The 23,000-nt window shown below is 68.8% G+C and carries 24 protein-coding genes; 9 read left to right on the forward strand and 15 right to left on the reverse strand.

Annotation, left to right across the window (positions count from 1 at the left end; all coding sequences use genetic code 11):
* Positions 1–80: 80 nt before the first annotated feature.
* The 4 genes from VEA98_RS06455 to VEA98_RS06470 all read left to right on the forward strand — a co-directional run bounded on the left by VEA98_RS06455 (position 81) and on the right by VEA98_RS06470 (position 3,061).
* Complete coding sequence (locus VEA98_RS06455) at positions 81–809, forward strand: DnaJ C-terminal domain-containing protein (protein ID WP_324811966.1); 729 nt, start codon at positions 81–83, stop codon at positions 807–809.
* A gap of 12 nt (positions 810–821) precedes the next feature.
* Positions 822–1,907 carry a chorismate synthase gene (aroC, locus tag VEA98_RS06460; protein ID WP_324811969.1) on the forward strand — a complete coding sequence of 362 codons (1,086 nt, stop codon included), beginning with the start codon at positions 822–824 and terminating at the stop codon, positions 1,905–1,907.
* Positions 1,904–2,299 carry a hypothetical protein gene (locus VEA98_RS06465; RefSeq protein WP_324811971.1) on the forward strand — a complete coding sequence of 132 codons (396 nt, stop codon included), beginning with the start codon at positions 1,904–1,906 and terminating at the stop codon, positions 2,297–2,299. Before aroC ends, VEA98_RS06465 begins: the two co-directional genes overlap by 4 nt.
* Positions 2,300–2,365: 66 nt before the next feature.
* Positions 2,366–3,061: a pirin family protein gene (locus tag VEA98_RS06470; RefSeq protein ID WP_324811973.1), complete on the forward strand. Its 696-nt coding sequence runs from the start codon at positions 2,366–2,368 to the stop codon at positions 3,059–3,061.
* A 72-nt stretch (positions 3,062–3,133) separates the two neighbouring features.
* Here VEA98_RS06470 and lon read toward each other — a convergent pair whose 3' ends face one another.
* Complete coding sequence (gene lon, locus VEA98_RS06475) at positions 3,134–5,530, reverse strand: endopeptidase La (protein ID WP_324811976.1); 2,397 nt, start codon at positions 5,528–5,530, stop codon at positions 3,134–3,136.
* 357 nt (positions 5,531–5,887) lie between these two features.
* Complete coding sequence (gene clpX / locus VEA98_RS06480) at positions 5,888–7,156, reverse strand: ATP-dependent Clp protease ATP-binding subunit ClpX (RefSeq protein WP_324811978.1); 1,269 nt, start codon at positions 7,154–7,156, stop codon at positions 5,888–5,890.
* A gap of 188 nt (positions 7,157–7,344) precedes the next feature.
* Between clpX and VEA98_RS06485 the strand changes: the two genes are divergently transcribed.
* The gene (locus tag VEA98_RS06485) at positions 7,345–7,998 is read left to right on the forward strand and encodes an HAD-IB family hydrolase (protein WP_414642153.1); all 654 of its coding nucleotides are present in this window, start codon (positions 7,345–7,347) and stop codon (positions 7,996–7,998) included.
* A gap of 1 nt (position 7,999) precedes the next feature.
* Here the strand turns inward: VEA98_RS06485 and VEA98_RS06490 are convergent, their stop codons facing one another.
* From VEA98_RS06490 to tig, 6 genes are all read right to left on the reverse strand, one after another.
* Positions 8,000–8,917 carry a hypothetical protein gene (locus VEA98_RS06490; RefSeq protein ID WP_324811982.1) on the reverse strand — a complete coding sequence of 306 codons (918 nt, stop codon included), beginning with the start codon at positions 8,915–8,917 and terminating at the stop codon, positions 8,000–8,002.
* Positions 8,918–9,000: 83 nt separating this feature from the next.
* Positions 9,001–9,318, reverse strand: a complete 318-nt coding sequence (locus tag VEA98_RS06495) for a hypothetical protein (RefSeq protein ID WP_324811984.1) — start codon at positions 9,316–9,318, stop codon at positions 9,001–9,003.
* Positions 9,319–9,393: 75 nt separating this feature from the next.
* Positions 9,394–10,041, reverse strand: a complete 648-nt coding sequence (locus VEA98_RS06500) for an ATP-dependent Clp protease proteolytic subunit (RefSeq protein WP_324811987.1) — start codon at positions 10,039–10,041, stop codon at positions 9,394–9,396.
* Between the two features lie 197 nt (positions 10,042–10,238).
* On the reverse strand, positions 10,239–11,198 hold the full coding sequence (locus tag VEA98_RS06505; RefSeq protein WP_324811989.1) for a hypothetical protein: 960 nt from the start codon (positions 11,196–11,198) through the stop codon (positions 10,239–10,241).
* Positions 11,195–12,100, reverse strand: a complete 906-nt coding sequence (locus tag VEA98_RS06510) for a hypothetical protein (protein ID WP_324811991.1) — start codon at positions 12,098–12,100, stop codon at positions 11,195–11,197. Before VEA98_RS06510 ends, VEA98_RS06505 begins: the two co-directional genes overlap by 4 nt.
* Positions 12,101–12,244: 144 nt before the next feature.
* Positions 12,245–13,588 carry a trigger factor gene (tig, locus tag VEA98_RS06515; RefSeq protein WP_324811994.1) on the reverse strand — a complete coding sequence of 448 codons (1,344 nt, stop codon included), beginning with the start codon at positions 13,586–13,588 and terminating at the stop codon, positions 12,245–12,247.
* Positions 13,589–13,780: 192 nt separating this feature from the next.
* On the opposite strand from tig, the gene VEA98_RS06520 reads away from it, so the two are divergent.
* Positions 13,781–14,482, forward strand: coding sequence for an MBL fold metallo-hydrolase (locus tag VEA98_RS06520; protein ID WP_324811996.1), 702 nt, complete (start codon positions 13,781–13,783; stop codon positions 14,480–14,482).
* Here the strand turns inward: VEA98_RS06520 and VEA98_RS06525 are convergent, their stop codons facing one another.
* A complete protein-coding gene (locus tag VEA98_RS06525; protein WP_324811999.1) occupies positions 14,483–14,770 on the reverse strand; it encodes a hypothetical protein in 288 nt (95 codons plus the stop codon).
* A gap of 127 nt (positions 14,771–14,897) precedes the next feature.
* Here VEA98_RS06525 and VEA98_RS06530 point away from each other — a divergent pair, with 127 nt between their 5' ends.
* A complete protein-coding gene (locus VEA98_RS06530; protein ID WP_324812002.1) occupies positions 14,898–15,068 on the forward strand; it encodes a hypothetical protein in 171 nt (56 codons plus the stop codon).
* Positions 15,069–15,182: 114 nt separating this feature from the next.
* The gene (locus VEA98_RS06535; RefSeq protein ID WP_324776476.1) at positions 15,183–15,404 is read left to right on the forward strand and encodes a general stress protein; all 222 of its coding nucleotides are present in this window, start codon (positions 15,183–15,185) and stop codon (positions 15,402–15,404) included.
* 57 nt (positions 15,405–15,461) lie between these two features.
* On the opposite strand, the gene egtB is transcribed toward VEA98_RS06535, so the two are convergent.
* Positions 15,462–17,621, reverse strand: a complete 2,160-nt coding sequence (gene egtB / locus VEA98_RS06540; protein ID WP_324812004.1) for an ergothioneine biosynthesis protein EgtB — start codon at positions 17,619–17,621, stop codon at positions 15,462–15,464.
* 164 nt (positions 17,622–17,785) lie between these two features.
* On the opposite strand from egtB, the gene VEA98_RS06545 reads away from it, so the two are divergent.
* Positions 17,786–18,346: a sigma-70 family RNA polymerase sigma factor gene (locus VEA98_RS06545; RefSeq protein WP_324812006.1), complete on the forward strand. Its 561-nt coding sequence runs from the start codon at positions 17,786–17,788 to the stop codon at positions 18,344–18,346.
* Between the two features lie 3 nt (positions 18,347–18,349).
* Here VEA98_RS06545 and VEA98_RS06550 read toward each other — a convergent pair whose 3' ends face one another.
* The 5 genes from VEA98_RS06550 to VEA98_RS06570 all read right to left on the reverse strand — a co-directional run bounded on the left by VEA98_RS06550 (position 18,350) and on the right by VEA98_RS06570 (position 22,888).
* Positions 18,350–18,505, reverse strand: coding sequence for a hypothetical protein (locus VEA98_RS06550; RefSeq protein WP_324812008.1), 156 nt, complete (start codon positions 18,503–18,505; stop codon positions 18,350–18,352).
* A 69-nt stretch (positions 18,506–18,574) separates the two neighbouring features.
* A complete protein-coding gene (locus tag VEA98_RS06555) occupies positions 18,575–19,588 on the reverse strand; it encodes a threonine aldolase family protein (RefSeq protein WP_324812010.1) in 1,014 nt (337 codons plus the stop codon).
* A gap of 3 nt (positions 19,589–19,591) precedes the next feature.
* Complete coding sequence (locus VEA98_RS06560; protein WP_324812012.1) at positions 19,592–20,557, reverse strand: mechanosensitive ion channel family protein; 966 nt, start codon at positions 20,555–20,557, stop codon at positions 19,592–19,594.
* A 53-nt stretch (positions 20,558–20,610) separates the two neighbouring features.
* Positions 20,611–22,305: a cisplatin damage response ATP-dependent DNA ligase gene (locus VEA98_RS06565; protein ID WP_324812015.1), complete on the reverse strand. Its 1,695-nt coding sequence runs from the start codon at positions 22,303–22,305 to the stop codon at positions 20,611–20,613.
* A gap of 76 nt (positions 22,306–22,381) precedes the next feature.
* Positions 22,382–22,888 (reverse strand): RcnB family protein, encoded by a 507-nt coding sequence (locus tag VEA98_RS06570; protein WP_324812018.1) that lies wholly within the window; start codon positions 22,886–22,888, stop codon positions 22,382–22,384.
* Between the last annotated feature and the right edge of the window lie 112 nt (positions 22,889–23,000).

The raw sequence follows: 23,000 nt of genomic DNA on the forward strand, positions 1-23,000 counted from the left end.
CAGATAGACGCTCCCGACCCCGCTGGGGAGAGGCGTCACGGTTAACCCGACCTTGACCATGATTGCGGCCTTAGTGGCGGATGCGCGCCCGATCGCACTCTGAAGTCGCCTCCCTCGCCGAGGCCCAAGCCCTGCTGGGCCTGACCGGCCCGGCTGACGGCGAGGCGCTGACGGCCGCCTTCCGGGCGGCGGTGAAGGCCGCGCTTCCCTCCGCCCCCGGCGGAGACGCCGACCGCTTCCGGCGGGTGATCGCGGCCTGGCGGCTGATCCAGAGCCACGAGGCGCGGCCGCTGGCGCTGGCCGCCCCGCCGGCGCGCCCACCCTCCCCGCCCGTCGTCGCCATCGGACCGATGGACGCCCTGAACGGCGGCCGCGTCGCCGTCCGGCTCGCCGGACGCACGCTGGACGTCCGCCTGCCCAAGGGGCTTCGCAGCGGCGAGCATCTGCGCCTGCGCGGCGCCGGCGCCGGCGGCGCCGATGTCTACCTGCCGGTGCTGATCCGGGCCGCCGACGGGCTCAGGGTGCTCGGCGACGACCTGTTCATGGAACACCCGATCCCGACGCGCCTGCGCGAGGATGGAGGCCGGCTGGAGATCGACACCCACGCCGGAGCCCGCTCGGCCTGGATCGTAGCCGGCCAGACGCCGCTGCGCCTGCGCCTGAAGGGCCTGGGCCTGCCCGCTCGGGGGCGGCGACCGCAGGGCCATCTGTTCGTCGACCTGAGGCCCTCCGACGACGCGCCCTCGGCAGCCGAGGATCTGCTGATCCGCTTCACCCGCGTCTGGACGCCGGACCGGCTGGCGGCCTAAGCCTGACGGGACATGTCCCACAACACCTTCGGCCATCTGTTTCGCGTGACCACCTGGGGCGAAAGCCACGGACCGGCGATCGGCTGCGTCATCGACGGCTGCCCGCCCCTGATCCCCCTGGGCGAGGCCGACCTGCAACCGTGGCTGGACCGCCGCAAGCCCGGCGGCAGCCGCTTCGTCACCCAGCGGCAGGAGAGCGACACCGCCCGCATCCTGTCCGGCGTGTTCGACGACGGCGCCGGCCCGGTCACCACCGGCACGCCGATCGCCATCGAGATCACCAACGAAGACGCCCGATCGAAGGACTATGGCGACATCGCCCGCGCCTTCCGGCCTGGCCACGCCGACTTCACCTACCAAACCAAATACGGCGTCCGCGACCACCGCGGCGGCGGTCGGTCCTCGGCCCGCGAGACGGCGATGCGGGTCGCGGCGGGGGCCGTGGCGCGCAAGGTTCTCGGCGACGGAGTGCGCATCCGCGCCGGCGTGATTCAGCTGGGGCCGCACCGGATCGCGCCGGAAGCGCTGGATTTCGACGCGGTTTACGACAACGCCCTGTTCGCGGCCTCGGCCGAGGTCGTCCCGGCGTGGGAGGCGTATCTGGACGCTGTCCGCAAGGCGGGCTCTTCGATCGGCGCCGTTGTCGCGCTGGAAGTCACGGGCGTGCCTGCCGGCTGGGGCGCGCCCGTCTACGGGAAGCTCGACGCCGAATTGGCCGCCGCCATGATGTCGATCAATGCGGTCAAGGGCGTCGAGATCGGCGCCGGCTTCGGCGCGGCCGAACTGTCGGGCGAGGACAACGCCGACCAGATGCGCATGGGCGACGATGGCCGGCCGGTGTTCCTGTCGAACCACGCGGGCGGCGTGCTGGGCGGCCTCTCGACCGGCCAACCGGTGACCGCACGGGTCGCCTTCAAGCCGACCTCCTCGATCCTGACGCCACGCCAGACCGTCACCCGCGACGGCGCCGAGACCGATCTGCGCACCAAGGGCCGCCACGATCCCTGCGTGGCGCTGCGCGGCGTGCCGGTGGTCGAGGCGATGGCGGCCTGCGTTCTGGCGGACGCGATGCTGCGGCACCGGGCGCAGATGGGATGAAAAGAGCCACCAGGGACCGACTGCTGCTCCTTTGGGCGGTACGCGGCCCGGACTGGATCTTGCCGTTGATGCTCACGAGCGGCGTCTTGGCCACGGCCGGACTCTTGTGGGCTGGCGTGGCGATCAGCAACCGCGCGCCGATGGGCGATCCCGTCGCCGTTTACGGGACGGTCGATCGCTTCACGATCCAGGTGGGCAGATTCACGCGGGACAGCCTTGTCCAGGTCACCGTCGAAGACCGGACTGAGTACTTCACGCTCTCCATCGCCGCGGATTGCCAGCCAGGCGACCGGATCGAGCTGACGAAACGTTCTCGACCCTTCCGATCGCCTCTACTCTTTCCGGCGTCCGGCCAGCCCTGCCGCAGACCGTCAACCCCTTTCCGCCACTGACACTGTTACCTATATAGCTCCCGACCGGCGCGCCGTAGGCTGCGCGCCCCAAACGGGAGACCCCTCATGATCGACGTCCGCCCCTTCTCCAGCCTCGGCGGCGCGAACCACGGCTGGCTGAACGCCAAACACCACTTCTCCTTCGCCGGCTACCACGACCCGTCGCGCATGGGCTGGGGCCGGCTGCGCGTCTGGAACGACGACGAGATCGCCGCGAAATCGGGCTTTCCGCCCCACCCGCACGCTGACATGGAGATCATCACCTACGTCCGCACCGGCGCCATCACCCACGAGGACTCGATGGGCAACCGGGGCCGCACCCCGGCCGGCGATGTGCAGGTGATGAGCGCCGGCACGGGCGTGCGTCACGCCGAGTTCAACCTCGAGGACGAACTGACCACCCTGTTCCAGATCTGGATCGAGACCGACAAGCCGGGTGCGAAGCCGTCGTGGGGCCAGCGGGAATTCCCCAAGAGCGACCGGACCGGCCAGTTCCAGGTTCTGGCCTCGGGCGACCCGTCCGACGACGCCCTGGCCATCAACGCCGACGCCAGGGTGCTCGGCGCCACGCTGAAGGCCGGCGAGAGCCTCACCTACAGCCTGGCCGAGGGCCGCCGCGCCTATCTGGTCCCCGCCGTCGGCGAGGTCGAGGTCAACGGCGTCAAGCTGAACGCCCGCGACGGCGCGGCCATCAAGGACGAGGCGGCGATCGTCATCACCGCCAGGGCCGACGCCGAACTGGTGATGGTCGACAGCCTCTAGACGTCCATCTCCGACACAACGAAAAACCCCGCCCGGATCGCTCCGGGCGGGGTTCTTTTCATTCAGGCGGGGTCAGTGCGTGGCGGGCACCGTGCCGGGGTCCTGGATCGGCGGCGCGGCGGGAAGCGGCTCGGCGGCCTCGTCCCATTCCACCGGAGTCAGCGATCCGGTCAGGGCCCACTTCAGCGCCTCGTCGGCGGTCTTGATCGGCACGATCTCCAGCGCCGACTTCACATTGTCCGGCACGTCGGCGAGATCCTTCTCGTTCTCTTCCGGGATCAGCACCGTCTTGATGCCCGAGCGGAGCGCCGCGAGCAGCTTCTCCTTCAGGCCGCCGATGGCGGTGACCCGGCCGCGCAGGGTGATCTCGCCGGTCATGGCGATGTCCTTGCGGATCGGCACCCCGGTCAGGACCGAGACCATGGCGACCGTCATCGCCACGCCGGCCGAGGGGCCGTCCTTGGGCGTCGCGCCGTCCGGCACGTGCACGTGGATGTCGGTCTTCTCGAACACCGGCGGCTTGACGCCGAAGTTCAGCGCCCGGGCCCGGACGTAGGAGGCGGCGGCGGAGATCGACTCCTTCATCACCTCCTTCAGGTTGCCGGTCACGGTCATGCGGCCGCGGCCAGGCATCTTGATCGCCTCGATGGTCAGGATGTCGCCGCCGAACTCGGTCCAGGCCAGGCCGGTGACGATGCCGACCTGATCCTCCTCGTCGGTCTCGCCGTAGCGGTACTTCTTGACCCCCGCGTAGTCGGCCAGCTTGGCTTCGTCGACGGTGATCGACAGCGTCTTCTCGCGGGCCATTTCGCGCACCGCCTTGCGGGCCAGACCGCCCAGCGCCCGCTCCAGCGAGCGCACGCCGGCTTCGCGGGTGTAGTAGCGGATCAGGTCGCGGATGGTGTCGTCGGGCACCACGAACTCGGCCGGCTTCAGGCCGTTGTCGGCCGTCACCTTGGGCAGGACGTGGCGCTTGGCGATCTCGACCTTCTCGTCCTCGGTGTAGCCCGACACCCGGATGATCTCCATCCGGTCCATCAGCGGCTGCGGCATGTTCAGGCTGTTGGCCGTGGTCACGAACATGACGTTGCTGAGGTCGTAGTCGACCTCCAGATAGTGGTCGCCGAAGGCGTTGTTCTGGGCCGGGTCCAGCACCTCGAGCAGGGCCGAGGACGGGTCGCCGCGCCAGTCGGCGCCGAGCTTGTCGATCTCGTCCAGCAGGACGAAGGCGTTGGTCGTCTTGGCCTTCTTCATCGACTGGATGATCTTGCCAGGCATGGAGCCGATGTAGGTCCGGCGGTGGCCGCGGATCTCGGCCTCGTCGCGCACGCCGCCCAGCGACATCCGCACGTATTCGCGGCCGGTCGCCTTGGCGATCGACTTGGCCAGCGAGGTCTTGCCGACGCCCGGAGGGCCGACGAGGCACAGGATCGGGCCCTTCAGCGTATTGGTGCGCGCCTGGACGGCCAGATATTCGATGATCCGTTCCTTGACCTTCTCGAGGCCGTAGTGGTCCTCCTCGAGAATGGCCTCGGCCTTGTTCAGGTCGATGGGCTTGGTCTTGGCCTTGCCCCACGGGATCGACAGCAGCCAGTCGAGGTAGTTCCGCACCACCGTCGATTCCGCCGACATCGGGCTCATGTTGCGCAGCTTCTTGACCTCGGCCTCGGCCTTGGTGCGGGCTTCCTTGGACAGGCGCGTCTTACGGATGCGCTTCTCCAGCTCCATGATCTCGTCTCGCGAGTCGTCGGTCTCGCCCAGCTCGCGCTGGATCGCCTTCATCTGCTCGTTGAGATAGTACTCCCGCTGGGTCTTCTCCATCTGGCGCTTCACGCGCGAGCGGATCTTCTTCTCGACCTGCAGGACGCTGATCTCGCCTTCCATCAGGCCGTAGACCTTCTCCAGCCGCGACGGCACGGAGACGGTTTCCAGCAGTCCCTGCTTGTCGGCGATCTTGACCGACAGGTGGGCGGCGACGGAGTCCGCCAGCTTGGACGGATCGGTGATCTGGGGGATGGAGCTGAGGGCCTCGGGCGGCACCTTCTTGTTCAGCTTCACATAGTTTTCGAACTGCTCGATGACCGCGCGCAGCAGGGCTTCCGACTGGGACGGCTCGCCCGGATCGTCGGCGATCTCGACCGCCTCGGCCTCGAAATAGTCAGTGCGCTCGGTGAAGCGGGTCAGGCGCGCGCGGCTCTTGCCCTCGACCAGCACCTTGACGGTGCCGTCGGGCAGTTTGAGCAGCTGCAGCACGGTGGCCAGCACGCCGATCGGATAGATGGCGTCCGCCTGCGGATCGTCGTCGACGCTGTTCTTCTGGGTGGCGAGCAGGATCTGCTTCTCGCCCTTCATGATCTCGTCGAGCGCCTTGACGGACTTCTCGCGCCCCACGAACAGCGGCACGACCATGTGCGGAAAGACCACGATGTCTCTCAGCGGCAGGACGGGCAGTGTTTTGGTCTCTGACATGATGCCTACTTTCCGGGGCTCTCGTTGATCTCGAGCCCGCCGCGCCGGCGTTCGGGGCGACCGTGCCCCGCCGTATCGACTCGGCCCGCCGTTCGGCGGCCTTTGAATGAGTATGTGGTTCGGATCACCCGCCGTTCAAGCGTGACGGGTGGCCGACCGTCCCTTCCATCCACAGCCGTTCCAGGGGCAAACCGCGGGCGCGGGCGCCGGGTTCCCCGCATCCGCTGTGCGCCCTTCACCGCCGCCCCGCAAAACGCCGCCTCGGTCCGCTGTGGCGCCGCGGCCTCACCGGGACCAACGAAAAGGGCGGGCCCGTCGCCGGACCCGCCCCAATTCCGGTCACATGGAGACTTGGCGTCAGGCGGCGCCGTCGGCCGTCTTCTTCTTGGTTTCCGAGTAGATCAGCAGCGGCTGGGCCTTGCCCTCGATCACCTCGGCGTTGACCACGACCTCCTCGACGCCCTCGAAGGTCGGCAGTTCGAACATGGTCTCCAGCAGGATGCCTTCGAGGATCGAACGCAGGCCGCGGGCGCCGGTCTTGCGGGTGATGGCCTTCTTGGCGACGGCGATCAGCGCGTCGTCGGTGAAGGTCAGGTCGACGTTCTCCATCTCGAACAGGCGCTTGTACTGCTTGACCAGGGCGTTCTTCGGCTCGGTCAGGATGGTGACCAGGGCTTCCTCGTCGAGGTCCTCCAGCGTCGCCAGCACGGGCAGGCGGCCGATGAACTCGGGGATCAGGCCGAAGCGCATCAGGTCATCCGGTTCGACGCCCTTGAGGATGTCGCCGGTGCGGCGCTCGTCGATCTCCTTGACCTTGGCGCCGAAGCCGATCGAGGCTCCGTCGCCGCGGGCCGAAATGACCTTCTCGAGGCCGGCGAAGGCGCCGCCGACGATGAACAGGATATTGGCGGTGTCGACCTGCAGGAACTCCTGCTGCGGATGCTTGCGGCCGCCCTGCGGGGGCACGGAGGCGACGGTGCCTTCCATGATCTTCAGCAGGGCCTGCTGCACGCCCTCGCCCGACACGTCGCGGGTGATTGAGGGGTTGTCCGACTTGCGGGAGATCTTGTCGATCTCGTCGATGTAAACGATGCCGCGCTGGGCCCGCTCGACGTTGTAATCCGAGGCCTGCAGCAGCTTGAGGATGATGTTCTCGACGTCCTCGCCGACGTAGCCGGCTTCGGTCAGGGTCGTGGCGTCGGCCATGGTGAAGGGCACATCGATGATGCGCGCCAGCGTCTGGGCCAGCAGCGTCTTGCCCGAGCCGGTCGGCCCGATCAGCATGATGTTCGACTTGGCCAGTTCGACGTCGTTGTTCTTCGTCGCGTGGTTCAGGCGCTTGTAATGGTTGTGGACGGCGACGCTCAGCACCTTCTTGGCGTGGCTCTGGCCGATCACATAGTCGTCGAGGACCTCGCGGATCTCCTTCGGGCTCGGGACGCCGTCCTTGGCCTTGGAGAACGAGATTTTGTGCTCTTCACGGATGATATCCATGCAGAGCTCGACGCATTCATCGCAGATGAACACGGTCGGCCCGGCGATGAGCTTGCGCACCTCATGCTGGCTCTTCCCGCAGAAAGAGCAGTAGAGCGTGCTTTTGGCGTCTGTGCCGGCGGCTTTGGTCATCGACCCTTCTCACTCCCGCGATGGCCCCGATATGAGGCCTAACGCGCTTCCTCCGCGTTGATTCCCGAACAATGGGCGCAAAGGTCTTCAAAAAATGACAATCACCCATCCCCGCGCCCGCCACAACCCCGCGAAAGCGGAGCAGCAGGCGGAAGCGGACGGTTTACTGTTGAGGGTGATCGCGGCGAATGTCTGACATGGGAAGCGACGCTCCATTTCGCCAGCGGCCCCGCAAGGATCAGGCCATCGTCGCCTTCGATTTCGACGGCACCCTGACGATCCGGGACAGTTTCACCGAATTCCTGCGCTGGCGCGCCGGGGCGGGCGGCTGGGCTCTGGGCCTTGTGAGGATGGCGCCGGCGGTGGCGACCTATGCCCGCGACCGGGACCGAGGCCGGATCAAGGCCGCCTCGGTGCGCGAATTCCTCAAGGGTGTGGACCGCGCGACACTGGAGGCCGACGCCGAACGCTTCGCTGACCGGATTTGGCACAGGTTCATGCGCCCGGACGCCCTCGCCGTGTGGAACGCCTGGGGCGAGAAGGGCGCGCACCGGGTGATCGTCACCGCCAGCCCCGAGACCACGGTGGCCCCGTTCGCCCGCCGCCTCGGCGCCGAGGCCCTGCTCGGCACGCCGCTGGTGTTCGACGCCGACGACCGAGTCACCGGCGCCTTCGCCAGCCCCAACTGCCGCGGCGAGGAGAAGGTGCGCCGGCTGCAGGCGGTCTATGGCGGGGATGTGCGGCTTGCGGCCGCCTATGGCGACACCTCGGGGGACACGGAGATGCTGACCATCGCCGACGAGCCGGGCTTCCGTGTCTTCACCGGCAAGGTCGGCCCGTAGCCTAGCGAGGCTCCGCCACCGCGGTGGGGCCGGCCTCCTCCGCACGCAGGACGGACGTCAGCCCTCGCGCCTGGTCGCCTGAAGACAGACGCCGGTCTTCCGGGGCGGCGTACATGGATGTGAGATAGGCCCTGTCCCAGACCGACAGTCCGCCCGGGCTATCCGGTCCCTTGAACAGGTTCAGGATCGAGTCGAACCCGGAGGTGTCGGCCTCGGGGTCCACCTGGGAGAACGCCAGCATGGCGAGATAGCTGCACAGTTGATCGACCGTGACGCCCTCCACCCTGTCGACGTCGACAATGATTGTGATCTGCTGCAGGTCCGCCCGCCGTCGGGGCCACAGCTGCGACTTGGCGATCACATAGGGCTGGTTTCCCCTGCCCACCCTGCCCGTCATCTGGTCGACATACATAGGGGCACTGACGTGCCACCACCGGACCGGAACATCGGCGTCGGTGAACCACTCGAGGGTCGAGGGGCGGCCCACGCCTTGCGAACCATCGCGGTGAAAGGCCCAACCGCGGGTCCTGGCCCATTCCGCGGCCACGGCGCGACTGTCCGTGGCGCCGATGACCAGGACATTCGGCGAGCACGCGCCGTCGTTGATCGGAACGCCCATTTGCCCGCCGATCGTCGCCAGGGAGTCGGCGATATGCTGGGCCGTATCCCGCCGGAAATTCGCGACGCCGATACACACCGGCCCGAACCAGCGCGCCAGACCTCGCCACCTCAGGGTCGGTTGGGCGACTTCGTTCACGAACCGGGTGGACAGCTGCTCAAGGCTGCGGCCGTTGACGATGACGTCCTCGACCTGGGCAGGCTCCTGCTCCACCGGCTCCTGTTCAGGCGGGGATGGGGTCTGGCCGTGGGCCAGGCCGGAGCTTCCAAGCACTATCGCCGTGGCAAGAGCACGGATCACGGGACCCCCTCCATACTACATGGGGCCATATACCATGGTTCTGCGTTTGTCGGGTCACCGCCCCTTCGCAGGGCTGGCGGGCTTCAACGCCCCTCGGCGTCCACGTCGAAGGCCACCGCCTTGCCGCGCGAGGTGGGGTTCCAGCCGGCCTCGATGGCCGCGGCCACGGCGTTGCGCACATGGTCGACGTTGACGAACTGCTTCTCCGTGTCGGGACGGCCGTTCGGACGCAGCGGCGGCGGAAACTGCACCACCGCCTCTCGCTTGAAGTCCTGCAGCCGCAGGGTGACGGCGATGCCTTCCCACTGGCCGCCCGTGGTCGGCCGCGGCTGGCGGCGCAGCTCCCAGTGATAGATGTCGCCGTCGACCTCGACGGTCCCCTTCGTGTCGCGCGTCTGCATGGCGGCCTGATAGCACAAACGAAAAGAGGCGCACCGCCCGGGTGCGCCTCTTCCATTGTCTTTGTCGCGGGGCGGTCAGGATCCCGGCGTCTTGACGCCATCCTCGTCGGCCTGTTCGCGCTTGTCGTAGACGTGGTCGACGATGCCCCAGGCCTTGGACTCCTCGGCGCTCATGAAATGGTCGCGGTCGAGGGTCTTCTCGACCTCCTCATAGGTGCGGCCCGTGTGGTGGACGTAGATCTCGTTCAGACGCCGCTTGGTGTAGCGGATGTCCTCGGCGTGGCGCTCGATGTCCGAGGCCTGGCCGCGGAAGCCGCCCGAGGGCTGGTGCACCATGATGCGGGCGTTGGGCAGGGCTACGCGCTGGCCCGCGGCGCCGGCGGCGAGGATCAGCGAACCGGCCGAGGCGGCCATGCCCATGCACACGGTCGAAACGGGCGAGCGGATGTATTGCATGGTGTCGTAGATCGCGAGCGCCGAGGTCACCTGACCGCCGGGGCTGTTGATGTACATGCTGATTTCCTTCTTCGGGTTCTCCGATTCCAGGAACAGCAGCTGGGCGCAGATCAGCGAGGCCATGCCGTCCTCGAAGGGTCCGGTCAGGAAGATGATCCGCTCGCGCAGCAGGCGCGAAAAGATGTCGAAGGCCCGCTCGCCGCGGCTGGATTGCTCGACCACCATCGGGACGAGGTTCATGTTCATCAGTTCGATGGGATCGCGCATTTGGGCCTTCTCGGGATGCATGGCGCGCGACTCACCGGCCGCCGCCTGTTGAGACAGGATATCGCGTCGCCGGCCGGTTGACGCAAGGCGTGAGGTGGCGCGCGCGCCTCGTTCGGCTCCGGACGAGGTCCGTCGGGTACACGGCCCAGGCGGTGCAGGTCGGTCCCGCGCATTGCCCGGCTGAGGCCCGAGCGGCCTCAGGGAACCGGCGCCGGCTCCGTCTCGTCCGGGAGATCGCGGTAGGCGTCGGCGATCGCGGCCGCCACAGCCTGGACCTGGCTGCGCTGGTTGATGCGGTGCGATTCCGAGCCGGAGCCGTACAGGCCCTCGAGATAGGCCTGGTCCCAGCCGCTCAGCCCGGGCGGGGCCGCGGCGGGATCGTCGAACAGGTTCAGGATGGTGTCGAACTGGCGGGTGTCCGCCTCGGGATTGATCTGGGCCAGCGCCACCATGGCCAGGTAGGCGCCCAGCTGCTGCGCCGTCGCGTTGTTCAGCCGGTCGACGTCGACGATGATGAACACCCGCTTCAGCACATCCACATACTGGCTGCTCAGCCGCGACGGGGAATTGACGTTGGTGATCGGCGCATAGTCCATCACAGAGCCCGCCCCGACCCCGGCCCCGTTGACCTCCCCCGGCATGCGGATGACCGGCATTCCGGTCTGGCTGTCGATCGGCAGGCTGACATGCCACCAGCGCACCGGCCTGTCCTCGGTCATGAAGGCCCGCAGCGCAGACTTGCCCCGGTCCATCCCCGGCGATCCGACGCGGAACAGCACCGGCCGCATGGCGACGAACTCCTCCGCGAAACGGGCCGCATCTGTGGTGGCGATGATCAGGACGCTGGGATGGCAGGGCGGCTCATGCGCCCGCAGGCCGAGGCTCCGCACGACGTCGGAGACCTGGTCGGCCAGCTGCTGCGACAGCGCGTTCTCGAGATTGGCCACGCCCACGCAGACGCCGTCATGCCACCGCGCCAGGCCGCGACGACCGGCGGGGGCGGCGATCAGGTCGACGTATTCCTCCGCCGCGGACTCCAGCCGCCGCGCATCGACGACGACGTCCTCCAGCCGGATCGGCTCCTCCACGGGGGCCGGCGGCGCGGGCGGGACCTGCTGCGCGCTCAGCGCGAGGGCGAGCAATCCGCCGACGATCATGGCCGGGGCTCCGACGTTGCGTTTTCTTCGGCCCTGAGGATCCGGGTGACCGACCGGGCCTGGCCCGACGGATCGATCCGGTCCGGCCGCGACTGGTACAGCCCCTCAAGATAGCTGCGGTCCCAGGCGGTCAGCCCGGCCGGCGCGGTCGAGGCGGCGAACAGGTTCAGGACGGTGTCGTAGCCGGTCATATCGCCGTCAGGGTCGACCTGGGCCAGGCTGACCATCGCCAGGTATTCGGCCAGCTGGTCGCCGTCGACGCCCTCGACCTTCGCCGCATCGACGATGACGATGACCTTGTTGAGCACGTCGGTGATCGGCCGACCGTGATTCACCAGCCCCTCGGCCGGGACGTAGATCGGCCCGAAGTCTCCCGGCATGCGGATCGCGCGTTCCCCGGTCGAGCCGATTACGGGCAGGCTGACGTGCCACCAGCGAACCGGCGCGTCCGACTGCCGGAACCGCTCCAGCGCCACCTTGCCGCGGTCGAGTCCGCCGACGCCGAGGTGAAACAGCGGACGTTCCGCCTCGACCACGGCGTCCGCCATGGCCTGGCCGTCGTCGGCGAAGATCACCACCACATTGGGCCGGCAGCCGGGCCCCGCCAGACGCACGCCGTATTCGTCCGCGACCGTCGAGAGGCGGTCGATCAGCGACTGCGCCTGGACCGCCTGCAGATTGACCACGCCGAAGCAGACCCGGTCCCACCACCGGGCAATGCCCCGCCGCCGGGGCGGCGCGGCCACCTCATCGACGAAGGCGCGGACCCGCTCTTCCAGTCGTCGTCCATCGACCAGGACGTCATCGACCACCGCCGGGGCCTGGAGAGGGTCCTGCGGCGCGGGCGCCTGTTGCGACGCCAGCGTCAGAGCCATGGCGCCGATCAGCGGTGCGAGAAACATGGCGTGCCGTCAGGTTGCGCTCCGGCTCAGGCCGGAGTTGAACCCTGTTCCCGAAAGGCGCGGTCGTCAATCAGGCGTCCTGAAACGCAAACCCCGCTCCGGCGTCCGGAACGGGGGCTGCAGATCAACGCGATGGACGACGGATCAGATGTCGTCGTCTTCCTTGAGCAGCTCTTCCTTGGTGATCTTCGTATCGGTCACCTTGGCCTGGTCGAAGATCAGGTCGCAGACCTTCTCCTCATAGATCGGGGCGCGCATCTGGGCGGCGGCGTTGGGGTTCTGGCGGTAGAAATCCAGCACCTGACGCTCCTGCCCCGGATAGTTGCGGGCCTCGTTCATGATGGCGTTGTTAAGCTCCTGGTCGGTGATCTGGACGTTGTTGGCGCGGCCGATCTCAGCCAGCACCAAGCCCAGCCGCACGCGGCGCTCGGCGATCTTGCGGTACTCGTCCTTGAGCTTCTTCTCGGACTTCTTGGCGTCCTCTTCCGGCAGGCGGCCGGCGTCCTTGTCGGCCTGAACCTGACCCCAGATGCCGTCGAACTCGGCGTCGACCATCTTGGGCGGCAGCGGGAAGTCGTGGGCCTTGTCCAGCTCGTCGAGCAGGGCGCGCTTCAGCTTGAAGCGGGCGGCGCCCTTGTACTGCTGGTTCAGGTTGTCGCGCAGCAGCTCCTTGAGCTTGTCCAGCGACTCCAGGCCGATGCGCTTGGCGAAGTCCTCGTCGACCTTGGCCGGAACCTCGGCCTTGATGGCCTTCACCTTGACGTCGAACGTCACGGCTTTGCCGGCGAGATGCTTGGCTTGGTAGTCCTCGGGGAAGGTCACGTTGAGGACCTTCTCCTCGCCGACCTTGGCGCCCTTCAGTTGTTCTTCGAAGCCCGGGATGAAGCGGTTGGAGCCGATCACCAGCTGGGTGTCCTCGGCGGCGCCGCCTTCGAACGGTTCGCCGTCCAGCTTGCCCAGGAAGTCGATGGTGACCTCGTCGCCCTCGGCGGCCTTGACGGTCTTGCCCGTCTTTTCCTCGTACGACTTGGCCTGCCCTGCCAGTTCGTTGAGGGCCTCGTCGAGGTCGGCGTCCGTGGCTTCGTAGGTCGGGCGCTTCAGCTTCAGCGTCTTGACGTCGACCGGGGTGAAGTCCGGCATCACTTCCAGCGACATCTCGTAGGCGAGGTCCTCGCCGCCGGTCAGGACCTTGTCCATGTCCGAGGTCAGCTTCATCTCGGCCGGGGCGGCGGGGCGCACCTTGGCCTCGTCGAGGGCCTTCTGGCTGGAGGTGTTCAGCGCTTCGTTGACGATCTCGCCCATCAGGTCGCGGCCGAAGGTCTTGCGCACATGCGACGTCGGGACCTTGCCGGGACGGAAGCCCTTGAGCTTCATCTGCGGCGCGACTTCCTTCAGTTTCGCGTCCAGCTTCTGGTTCAGCTCCTCGGCCGGAATGGTCACCGCGATCACGCGGCTGAGGCCTTCGTTGGACTTTTCGACGACTTGCATGGTCGGGATTCTGACGCTCTGGGGCGGCGCCTTCGAGGCTGGCGCTGCGCGGTGTGGGTAAAGCAACAAGGGCCGCCCTTTCGAGGCGGCGCCTTTGAAGCCCGCCCTTATGTCGATGACCGCCTCAAAGGTCAACGTGAACCCGCACCGGTCCGGGTTTCAGCCTGACGTCCGAGCCGCTATCTGGACGCCATGGACCAGCCCCCTCCCCCGATCGGCGTCGCCGTCTTCCCGGTCACCCCGCTGCAGCAGAACTGCACCCTCGTCTGGTGCCGCAAGACCCTGAAGGCCGCCATCATCGATCCCGGCGCCTCGGTCGACGGCCTGCTCGGCGCTGTGGCGAAGCAGGGGCTGACGCTGGACGCCATCTGGATCACCCACGGCCATCTCGACCACGCCGGCGGTGCGGCCGAGATGCAGGAGAAGACCGGCCTCGACATCATCGGCCCGCACCCGGACGACCAGTTCTGGATCGACGGCATCCCGCAACAGGGGCAGCTGTACGGCCTGCCCGAAGCGCGCAGCTTCACCCCGACCCGCTGGCTGGCCGACGGCGACGTGCTGACGCTGGGAGAGACGACCTGGGAGGTCTACCACTGCCCCGGGCATACCCCCGGCCACGTGATCTTCTTCAACCGCGAGGCCCGCTTCGCCCAGGTCGGCGATGTGCTGTTCCAGGGCTCGATCGGGCGCACCGACTTCCCCCGCAGCGACCATGGCGCCCTGCTGAACGCCATCGTTACGCGGCTCTGGCCGCTGGGCGACGACGTCACCTTCGTGCCGGGTCACGGTCCCAGCTCGACCTTCGGGGCCGAGCGGCGCAGCAATCCCTTCGTGTCGGATGAAGCGATGAAGCGGGCGCCGATCGCCCGCCCCGCCAGCGGCCCTTCCTGACTAGCGCGCGATCAGCATGCCGATGACGACGCCGAGGCCCAGCGCGTAGAGCGTCGCCTTGACGGGCTCATCCTCGACCGCCCGGCGCAGGCGTTCGGCGCGCGCGCGGCTCCACTCGCCCGCGGCGACAGCGTCCTCGCGCACCGCCTCGTGGATCGGCCGGGGACCGAAGGCCCTGCCCTCCGCCAGGATGGCGTCCGCTTCCTGTTCGAGGCGGGCGGAACCAGCGTCGACGTCATCCACGATGTCCTCGGGCGAGGTCGGGCCGGTGTAGGGGGTGTCGGTCATGACGGGGCTCCTGAAGGGGTCGGGGGTTCGGCTGATCAATCCGCGCGCGCGCCCCGAGTTCCGGCCGTCCCGCTCGTGATTGAACGGGCCCACCCGCCCCGCGTTGAGCCAGGGGAAGGAGGCCGCCATGACCTACATCGAACCCACTCCGCCCGGCACGCCCCAGCCCGACATTCCCCAGCCGGACACGCCCGGGCCCGACTACGATCCCGGCTCCATCCCCGAGGAAATGCCCCCGCCCGACCCCGGCGGCGGCGGCGAGGGCGACTCCCGGCCCTATGGCGGCAACGGCCATTGAGGCAGCGCGAACCCCTCTGATTCGCTCGCGTTTCTGTGAGGTCGGAACCGGAACCGGACGACGGCGCGAGGGTTCAGAGAGCAACCTCGACCGTCGGCGTGAAAGGACACAGCAATGGCTTTAGGTCAGCCCACCCGAGCTTCTGGCGTTTCCAAGCGGGGCTTCGCCTCGATGGACCCCGAGCGACAGCGCGAGATCGCGCGCAAGGGCGGGGCCAGCGTGCCCAGCGAAAAGCGCAGCTTCTCGCAGGACCGCAGCCTGGCCGCCCAGGCGGGGCGCAAGGGCGGCGAGGCCTCGCACGGGTCGCGCACCAAGGAAGCCCGCCGCGCCGAATAGACGCGGCGATCCCGGGTGGATCGACGGGCGGCGCCGTTGGGCGTCGCCCTTTCCGTATCAGGACTCCAGCAGGGCGAGCGCCACCGAGGGCGCCGGTCCGGTCTCGAAGGCCGCGACGGTCCAGCCCGAGGCCGCCGCCAGTTCGCGGACCGAGGCTTCGGTGAATTTGCGCGAATTTTCGGTGTGGATGGTCTCGCCCTTGCGGAAGGCGATCATCCGGCCGTCGATCTCCACCTGCATGTCCCGCGTCGCCTCCAGGTGCATCTCCATGCGCGAGGCGGCCGCGTTCCAGACCGCGCGATGCACGAAGCTGTCGACGTCGAAGCCCGCCTTCAGTTCGCGGTTCGCCCGGATCAGCAGGTTGCGGTTGAAGGCCGCCGTCACCCCCGCCGCGTCGTCGTAGGCGGCGACCAGCACGTCCGGCGACTTGACCAGATCGACGCCGAGGATGAACAGCGCGCCGGCGCCGAGCTGGCGGCGGGCCGCGCTCAGGAAGGCCTCGGCCTCGGCGGGATGCAGGTTGCCGATCGTCGAACCGGGGAAGAAGCCGACCCGCCGCCCCGCACCGATCCCTTCAGGCAGGGCGGCCAGATGCAGAAAGTCGCCGACCAGCGGCGCGACCTTCAGGTCCGGATAGGTGTCGGCGATGCGCCGGGCGGCGGCGTTCAGCGCGTCGGCGCTGATGTCGATCGGCACATAGGCGGCCAGACCGGGCGCGGCGTCCAGCACGATCCGGGTCTTCTCGCTCGCGCCCGAACCGAATTCGACCAGCGTCGCCCCGTCGCCGAACCGCCCCGCCCAGGCCGGAGCGACCTGGCGCAGCAGGGCCGCCTCCTGCCGCGTCGGATAATATTCCGGCAGGCGGGTGATCTCCTCGAACAGGCGTGAGCCCTCGGCGTCGTAGAACCATTTCGGCGACGCCGTCTTCGGCGAGCGGCCCAGCCCGGCGACCAGATCGCGCCGGAAGCGGGCCGCCTCGCCGTCCTGGCCCGCCCGCACGGGCGGGGGCGGCAGGTCCTCGGCCAGTCTCAGTCCCATGAACGCCCACCTCTGATGCGGATAGAAGAAGTTCCGGTAGCTGGCCCGTCCATGCCCCTCAGGCGTCGCCCAGGATGACCCGCGCAGCACCATCTGATTGGCCATGAACTTGCCGTTGTACTCAGACGCGGTTCCTTCGGTCGGTCTGAACCCCCGATATGGGGCGTAGGCGCTCGACGTCCACTGCCAGACCTCGCCAAACGCATTCGTGAACACGTCCGGCCGACAGCGGACCGCGTGCTCCCACTCCGCCTCGGTCGGCAGGCGGCGGCCGGCCCAGCGGGCGTAGGCCTCGGCCTCGTAGAAGCTGACGTGCCGCACCGGCGCGTCCGGATCGACCGGCCGCCGGCCCGCCAGGGTCAGGGTGGTCCAGCCGTCGTCGTCGCGGCGCCAGTACAGCGGGGCGGTCCAGGCCTCGGACTTGACCGTCGCCCAGCCGTCGGAGAGCCACAGCTCCGGCCTGACGTAGCCGCCGTCCTCGATGAAGGCGATCCAGTCGCCGTTGCCGACCAGGTCGTGGTCCAGCCCATAGGGTTCCAGCCACTGCGGATGGGCCGGCCCCTCGTTGTCGAAGGCGAAGCCGCCGCCCTCGTGCCCGATCCGGACAAGGCCGCCCTCGAACCGCGTCATGCCGCCCCGCGAGGGTTGCGCCGGCCGCGGCCTCGGCTCCGCGTCATAGGCGGCGGGGTCCAGCGGCGAGCGGGCCATCAGGTTCAGCAGGTCCATCAGGAACAGCTCCTGATGCTGCTGGTCGTGATGCAGGCCGAGGGTGAACAGATAGGCCTGCCGCGCATCCGGCGCGCCGCCTTCCAGCCACGCCTCCATCCGCCGGTCGACCTCACGCCGGTAGGCCAGCACCTCGTCCAGCGAGGGCCGGGTCATCAGCCCCCGCTCGCGCCGCTCGACCCGTTCGCCCAAGGCTTCGTAATAGCTGTTGAACAGGATCTGGAACCGCGCATCGACGGGGCGGTAGTCCGGCGCGTCCGCCAGGATCATCGCCTCGAAGAACCAGCTGGTATGCGCCAGGTGCCACTTGCCCGGGCTGCAGTCCGCCATCGACTGCGCGGCCAGATCCTCGGGGCTCAGCCCCCAGGCCAGCGCGGGCATGGCCGAGCGGACGCGGCGGAATTCCTCGATCATCGCGCCGGTCGTCGCCAAGGCCCTGTTCAATGCGCTCATGCGTTGGCCCTGCCCCCCGTCCGCGGTTTGCGTCAACCGGGTTCGGTCCCCTTTTGTTCCATGCAGAAGCCGCCCTGTCCAGCGGAACGCTCCCGCCGAGCAGGCGTTGAGATCGCACGTCCCTGATTTAAGGCGACATTCCAGCTATCGAGAGCCTTGTCAGCATGTCGCTGCCCAGCGCCCCCCACGAGGGTCACGACTCCGGCCCCGCCCGCTCGGGGGGCATCATCGATCGCACGGACTGGCGTGAGGCGGTCACGGCCCGCATTCCATCCCTTCGCGCCTTCGCCTGGTCCCTGTCGCGCAACGGCGCCGACGCGGACGATCTCGTCCAGGAGACGCTGACCAAGGCCTGGACCTATCGCGACCGGTTCGAGCCGGGCACCAACCTCAGGGCCTGGCTTTTCACCATCCTGCGGAATTCCTGGTACTCCTCGGTGGCCAAGCGCAGCCGGGAGGTCGCCGACGAGGATGGTCACCACGCCGCCCGCCTGACGGCCGAGGGCAGCCAGGAATGGACGGTGGAGCTGAGCGCCCTCAAGGTCGCGCTCGACGACCTCCCCCCCGAGCATCGCGAGGCCATCGTCATGGTCGGCGCCGCCGGCCTCTCCTACGAGGAAGCGGCCGAGATCGCCGGCTGCGCGCTGGGCACGATCAAGAGCCGCGTCAACCGCGCCCGCAACCGGCTGGCCGAGGCCATGGACATGCCCCGCGGCGACGCCTGAGCCTCAGTTCGGCGTCTCGGAGTCGGCAGGACCATCGGTCAGGCGGTCCAGGTGGTCCGCGATGGCAGCCGGAAGCGGCTCGGCCTCGATGGCCTCGAAGGCCTCGCGCAGGGCCCGGTCCGAAGGCGGCATGTCCTGATCTTCCGGTTGCTTCGCCACGCGCCGCCCTCCATCAGCGGCGCGCCGAAGCGCGATACGCTAAAGTCGCATTCCCGACATTGGTTGCTATCAGAGGCGCCGGAAGGCGTCGAGCAGCTCGTCCACGGCCTCGGCGGTCGTGGCCCAGGAGCAGACGAAGCGCACCGAGCCGTCGTCGAACCGGTAGCAGGCCCAGCCCAGGTCGTTGAGCCGGCGGTGGGCCGCCGGCGGCATGCGCACGAACACCGCGTTCGCCTCGACCGGATGGGCCAGGGCGAAGGCCGATCCGGCCAGGATGCCGTCGGCCAGCCGCTGCGCCATCAGATTGGCGTGGGCGGCTCCGTCCTCCCAGGCGTTGCTCTCGAGCAGGCCGAGGAAGGGCGCCGCGAGGTATCGGGCCTTGGACGCGGTCTGCCCCGCCTGCTTCAGCCGGTTGTCGATACGCCGGGCCAGCGACCGGTCGAACATGACGATCGCCTCGGCGCAGTTGGCCCCGGCCTTGGCCCCGCCGAACACCAGCACGTCGACGCCGAGCCGGGCGATCTGGGTCAGGTCGAAGCCCGCCGCCGCCGCATTGGCCAGCCGCGCCCCGTCCATGTGCACCCCACAGCCTTTCAGCTTCACCGGCTCTATCAGGCGCCGCAGCTCCTCCTCCGTGTAGACGGTGCCGTATTCGGTGGACTGGGTCAGGCTCAGCGCCGCCGGCGGCTGGCGGTGACCGACCTCCGGCTCCTCCAGCGCGGCGTCCAGCGCCACCGGATCGATCCGCCCGGAAAACCCCGGCAGGCCGATCAGGCCGACGCCCGAACCGAAGAAGCCCGGCGCGCCCGTCTCGTCGGTGCAGACGTGGGCGGCGTGGTGGGCCAGCACCGCCTCGTGCGGCCAGGCCAGCATCGACAGGGCGATGGCGTTGGCCGCCGTGCCGGAAAAGACGAAGCGGATCTCCGCGTCCGCGTCCAGCCGCCGGCGGATCTGTTCGGCGGCGCGGGCGGTGACTTCGTCGGCCCCATAGGCGCGGGCGTAGCCTTCGTTGGCGTCCACCAGCGCCCGCAAGGCGGCCGGCGCCATCCCCGCGGTGTTATCCGAACCGAAATCGTACCGCATGGCTCAGCCCTGATCCCCGTCCGAAGTCTCGTCCATCCCGTCGTCGCTGCGGCCCTGCGCGGTCCGCACCGTGACCACCGGCATGACGGCCTCGTCGCCATAAGGGACGGCGACCTGATGGGGAAAGGGAATTTCGATGTCCGCCGCGTCCAGAGCCTCCTTGCCGCCCTGGATCAGATCGGACTGGGTCTGCCACCAGTCGTCGACCTTCACCCAGGCCTGCAGGCTGACCTGCACGGCGCTGTCCAGCAGGCCGGTCACGCCCGTCCATGGCGCGGGGTCGGCCAGCACCTTCTCGTGGGCCACGGCGACATCGGCCAGCACCTGTCGCGCCCGGTTCAGGTCGTCGCCGTAGCCGACGGTGAAATTGATCTCGATGCGCCGCGTCCTCTGGCCGGTCAGGTTGACGATGACCTCGTTCAGCACCTTCGAATTCGGCACCACGATCTTGTGATTGTTGGCGTTCGACAGCTGGGTGGTGAACAGGTCCAGCCGTTGCACAGTGCCGGAGGCGCCGCCGACCTCGATGACATGGCCGACCTTGTACGGACGCAGCACCAACAGCAGCACCCCGGCCGCCACATTGGACAAGGTGCCCTGCAGCGCCAGGCCGACGGCCAGCGAGGCGGCGCCCAGCACCGCGATGATCGAGGTGGTCTGGACGCCCAGCCGCTGCAGCACGGCGATGAAGCCGATGATGTAGACCACCACCCGCACCACCTGCACCACGAAGCTGAGCACGGTCGGGTCGTGGCGGAAGCCCCGAACCTTCGACAGCGCACGGCGGGTCAGGCGCGAGGCCCATTTCGCCCCGATGATCGTCGCGACGAGGATCAGCACGGCGATCGACAGGTTGACCGCCAGGTCCCCGGCCATGTCGGTCAGCTTTGCCACCACGGCGGCGTCGAGGCTCACCGCCTCCTGGCCGGCGGCCACGGCGTCATTCAGCGAAGTCGGAAGCGAAAGCATGGGCCGGGTCTAACGCGCCTGTCCGGCTTTGGCACCCCGTGGAGCTGGATTCTTCACGCCCGCGCCACACCGACCCGGCCGCCGCCGCTCTCCAGCGCGTCGAGCAGGTCCATCACGTCATCCAGGGTATTGGCCTCCCGCGCCGGCTTGTCCCAGCGGATGCGGCTGACGCGCGGAAAGCGCATGGCCACGCCGGACTTGTGCCGCGTCGACCGGTTCAGCCCCTCGAAGGCGATCTCCAGCACCAGGCCGAAATCGCGCTCGGCGCGCACCGACCGCACCGGCCCGAACCGCTCCACGGTGTGGTCCCGGACGAATTTGTCGAGCTGTTTCAACTCCTCGTCGGTGAAGCCGAAATAGGCCTTGCCAACCGGGGTCAGCGCCCCCTCCTCCGTCCAGACGCCGAAGGTGTAGTCGGAATAGAAGCTGGACCGCTTGCCATGGCCGCGCTGGGCGTACATCAGGACGGCGTCGATGACGTGCGGGTCGCGTTTCCACTTGAACCACGGCCCCTTCGGCCGGCCCGCGACATAGGGGCTGTCCCAGCGCTTCAGCATCAGACCCTCGGCCGCCGCCCCGACCGGCGGATCGGCGCGCAGCACGGCCAGCTCGTCCCAGTCCGCATAGGCCACGATCGGCGATAGGTGCAGCCGGCCCCCGCCATGCCCCGCTGCCAGCGCCTCCAGTCGGGTCCGTCGCTCGCGCAACGGCAGGAGCCGCAGGTCCTCGCCGTTTTCGGCCAGTAGGTCATAGGCGACGATGGCTGCGGGGAAGGCCGCCATCATCTTCGCGTCGACGCTCTTGCGGTTCAGCCGTTGCTGCAGGTCGCCGAACGGCGCCACGGCTCCGTCACGCCAGACCACCAGTTCCCCGTCCACCGCCCCCTCGAACGCCAGCCCCGCCATGACGTCGGCGAAGGCGCCCGAGATCTCGTCCCCGGTGCGCGAATACAGGCGCGCCACGCCGCCTTCGCGCACGGCCTGCACCCGGATGCCGTCCCATTTCCATTCCGCCGCGTAGTCGGCGGGGTCGAGCCTGGCGAAGTCGATCGCCTCGTCGATCGCGACCGCCAGCATCACCGGCCGGAACCGCCCCGGCGCCTCGGCGTCCGGCCGGTCTCCATGTCCTTCCAGCCAGGCGAACAGGTCGGCGTAGGGCGGGCTGAGCGCGTGCCAGACCTCCTCGATCTCCGAGACATCGATGGGTTCGAGCGCGACCGCCGCCTCTCCCCCGTCCGGATCGGGCGGTTCGCTCACCTGCTCCGGCCGCACCATGGCGGCGGCGGTCTTGGCCAGCCGCGCCGACAGCCCCACCCTCAGACCCCCTGTCATCAGCTTCAGCAGCGCCCATCGGCCCTTTGGCTCCAGCGCGTCGAGCCAACCCTCCAGCAGTCCCGCCACCTCGCCGCGGCCGGCGGTGCGCAGCGCCTCGACCACCTCGCCCAGTTCGGGCTCGCGGTTGGCGCGGTGGTCCGGATCGCGCGGCCAGATCAGCGCCACCGTCTCGGCCAGGTCGCCGACGTAGTCGTACGACCAGCCGAACAGGATCGGGTCGATCCGCGCCTCGACGGCCTTGCGGATCATCGCCGCCTTGGCCGCGTCGAAGGTCAGGTCGCCGGTCAGCGAAGCGAGGGCCCAGCCGCGGTCCGGATCGGGCGTGGTCCGCAGATAGTCCCTCAACAGCACCAGCTTCGCATTGCGCGAGGCCGTCAGCGACAGGCGGTCCAGCAGTTCGGCGAAGGCGCGCATCCGTCCTTCAAACGCGAAAACGCCCCGGAAGTCTCCTTCCGGGGCGTCGCTCGCCTCAATCGAAGCGCATCAGGCCCTAGTTGAACAGGCCCGCGATGACGGCGGTGATCAGGCCGCCGGCGACGGCGGCGAGGACGACGTCATTGCCGCTGCGGACATAGTGGTAGCCGCGGGGCGGGGCGCGCAGGCCGTACTGACCGTAGTTGCTCACCACATACTGGTTCGAGCGGTAGTAGGACGGCATCCGCTGGCCGTAGGACCACTGACGGACGGCGTAGCCGCGCGGCGCGACGTAGCGGCCGGCGTTGTAGCGGCGTTGCGACCGCTGCCATTGGGCGTAGGCCCGCTGGTCCTGGCGCGCCTCGCGGCGATCCTCGCGCTGCTCGTGGCGCCATTCGCGCCGGTCTTCACGGCGGTCCTGACGATGTTCACGACGGTCGTCGCGGCGGTCGTCGCGGCGGTCGTCGCGGCGATCCTGGCGCTGTTCGTGCTGGCCGCGCGACTGGGCCTCGGCGGCGGAAGCGATGCCCAGCGAGCTCATGGCGAGCGTCGCGGCCAGGGCGGCGGTGAGAACTTTCTTCATGGTGTGGCTCCGGGTGCGGCCGAAGGATTTCGACTTGCCCGCACCCTGGGCCCCGGCCCTTGAGCCGGGTCTGAACGGCCGTGCTCACCCGCCGTTCACCCGAGCGTCGGCT

It is taken from the genome of Brevundimonas sp., from assembly GCF_035627055.1.
Lineage (GTDB): Bacteria > Pseudomonadota > Alphaproteobacteria > Caulobacterales > Caulobacteraceae > Brevundimonas.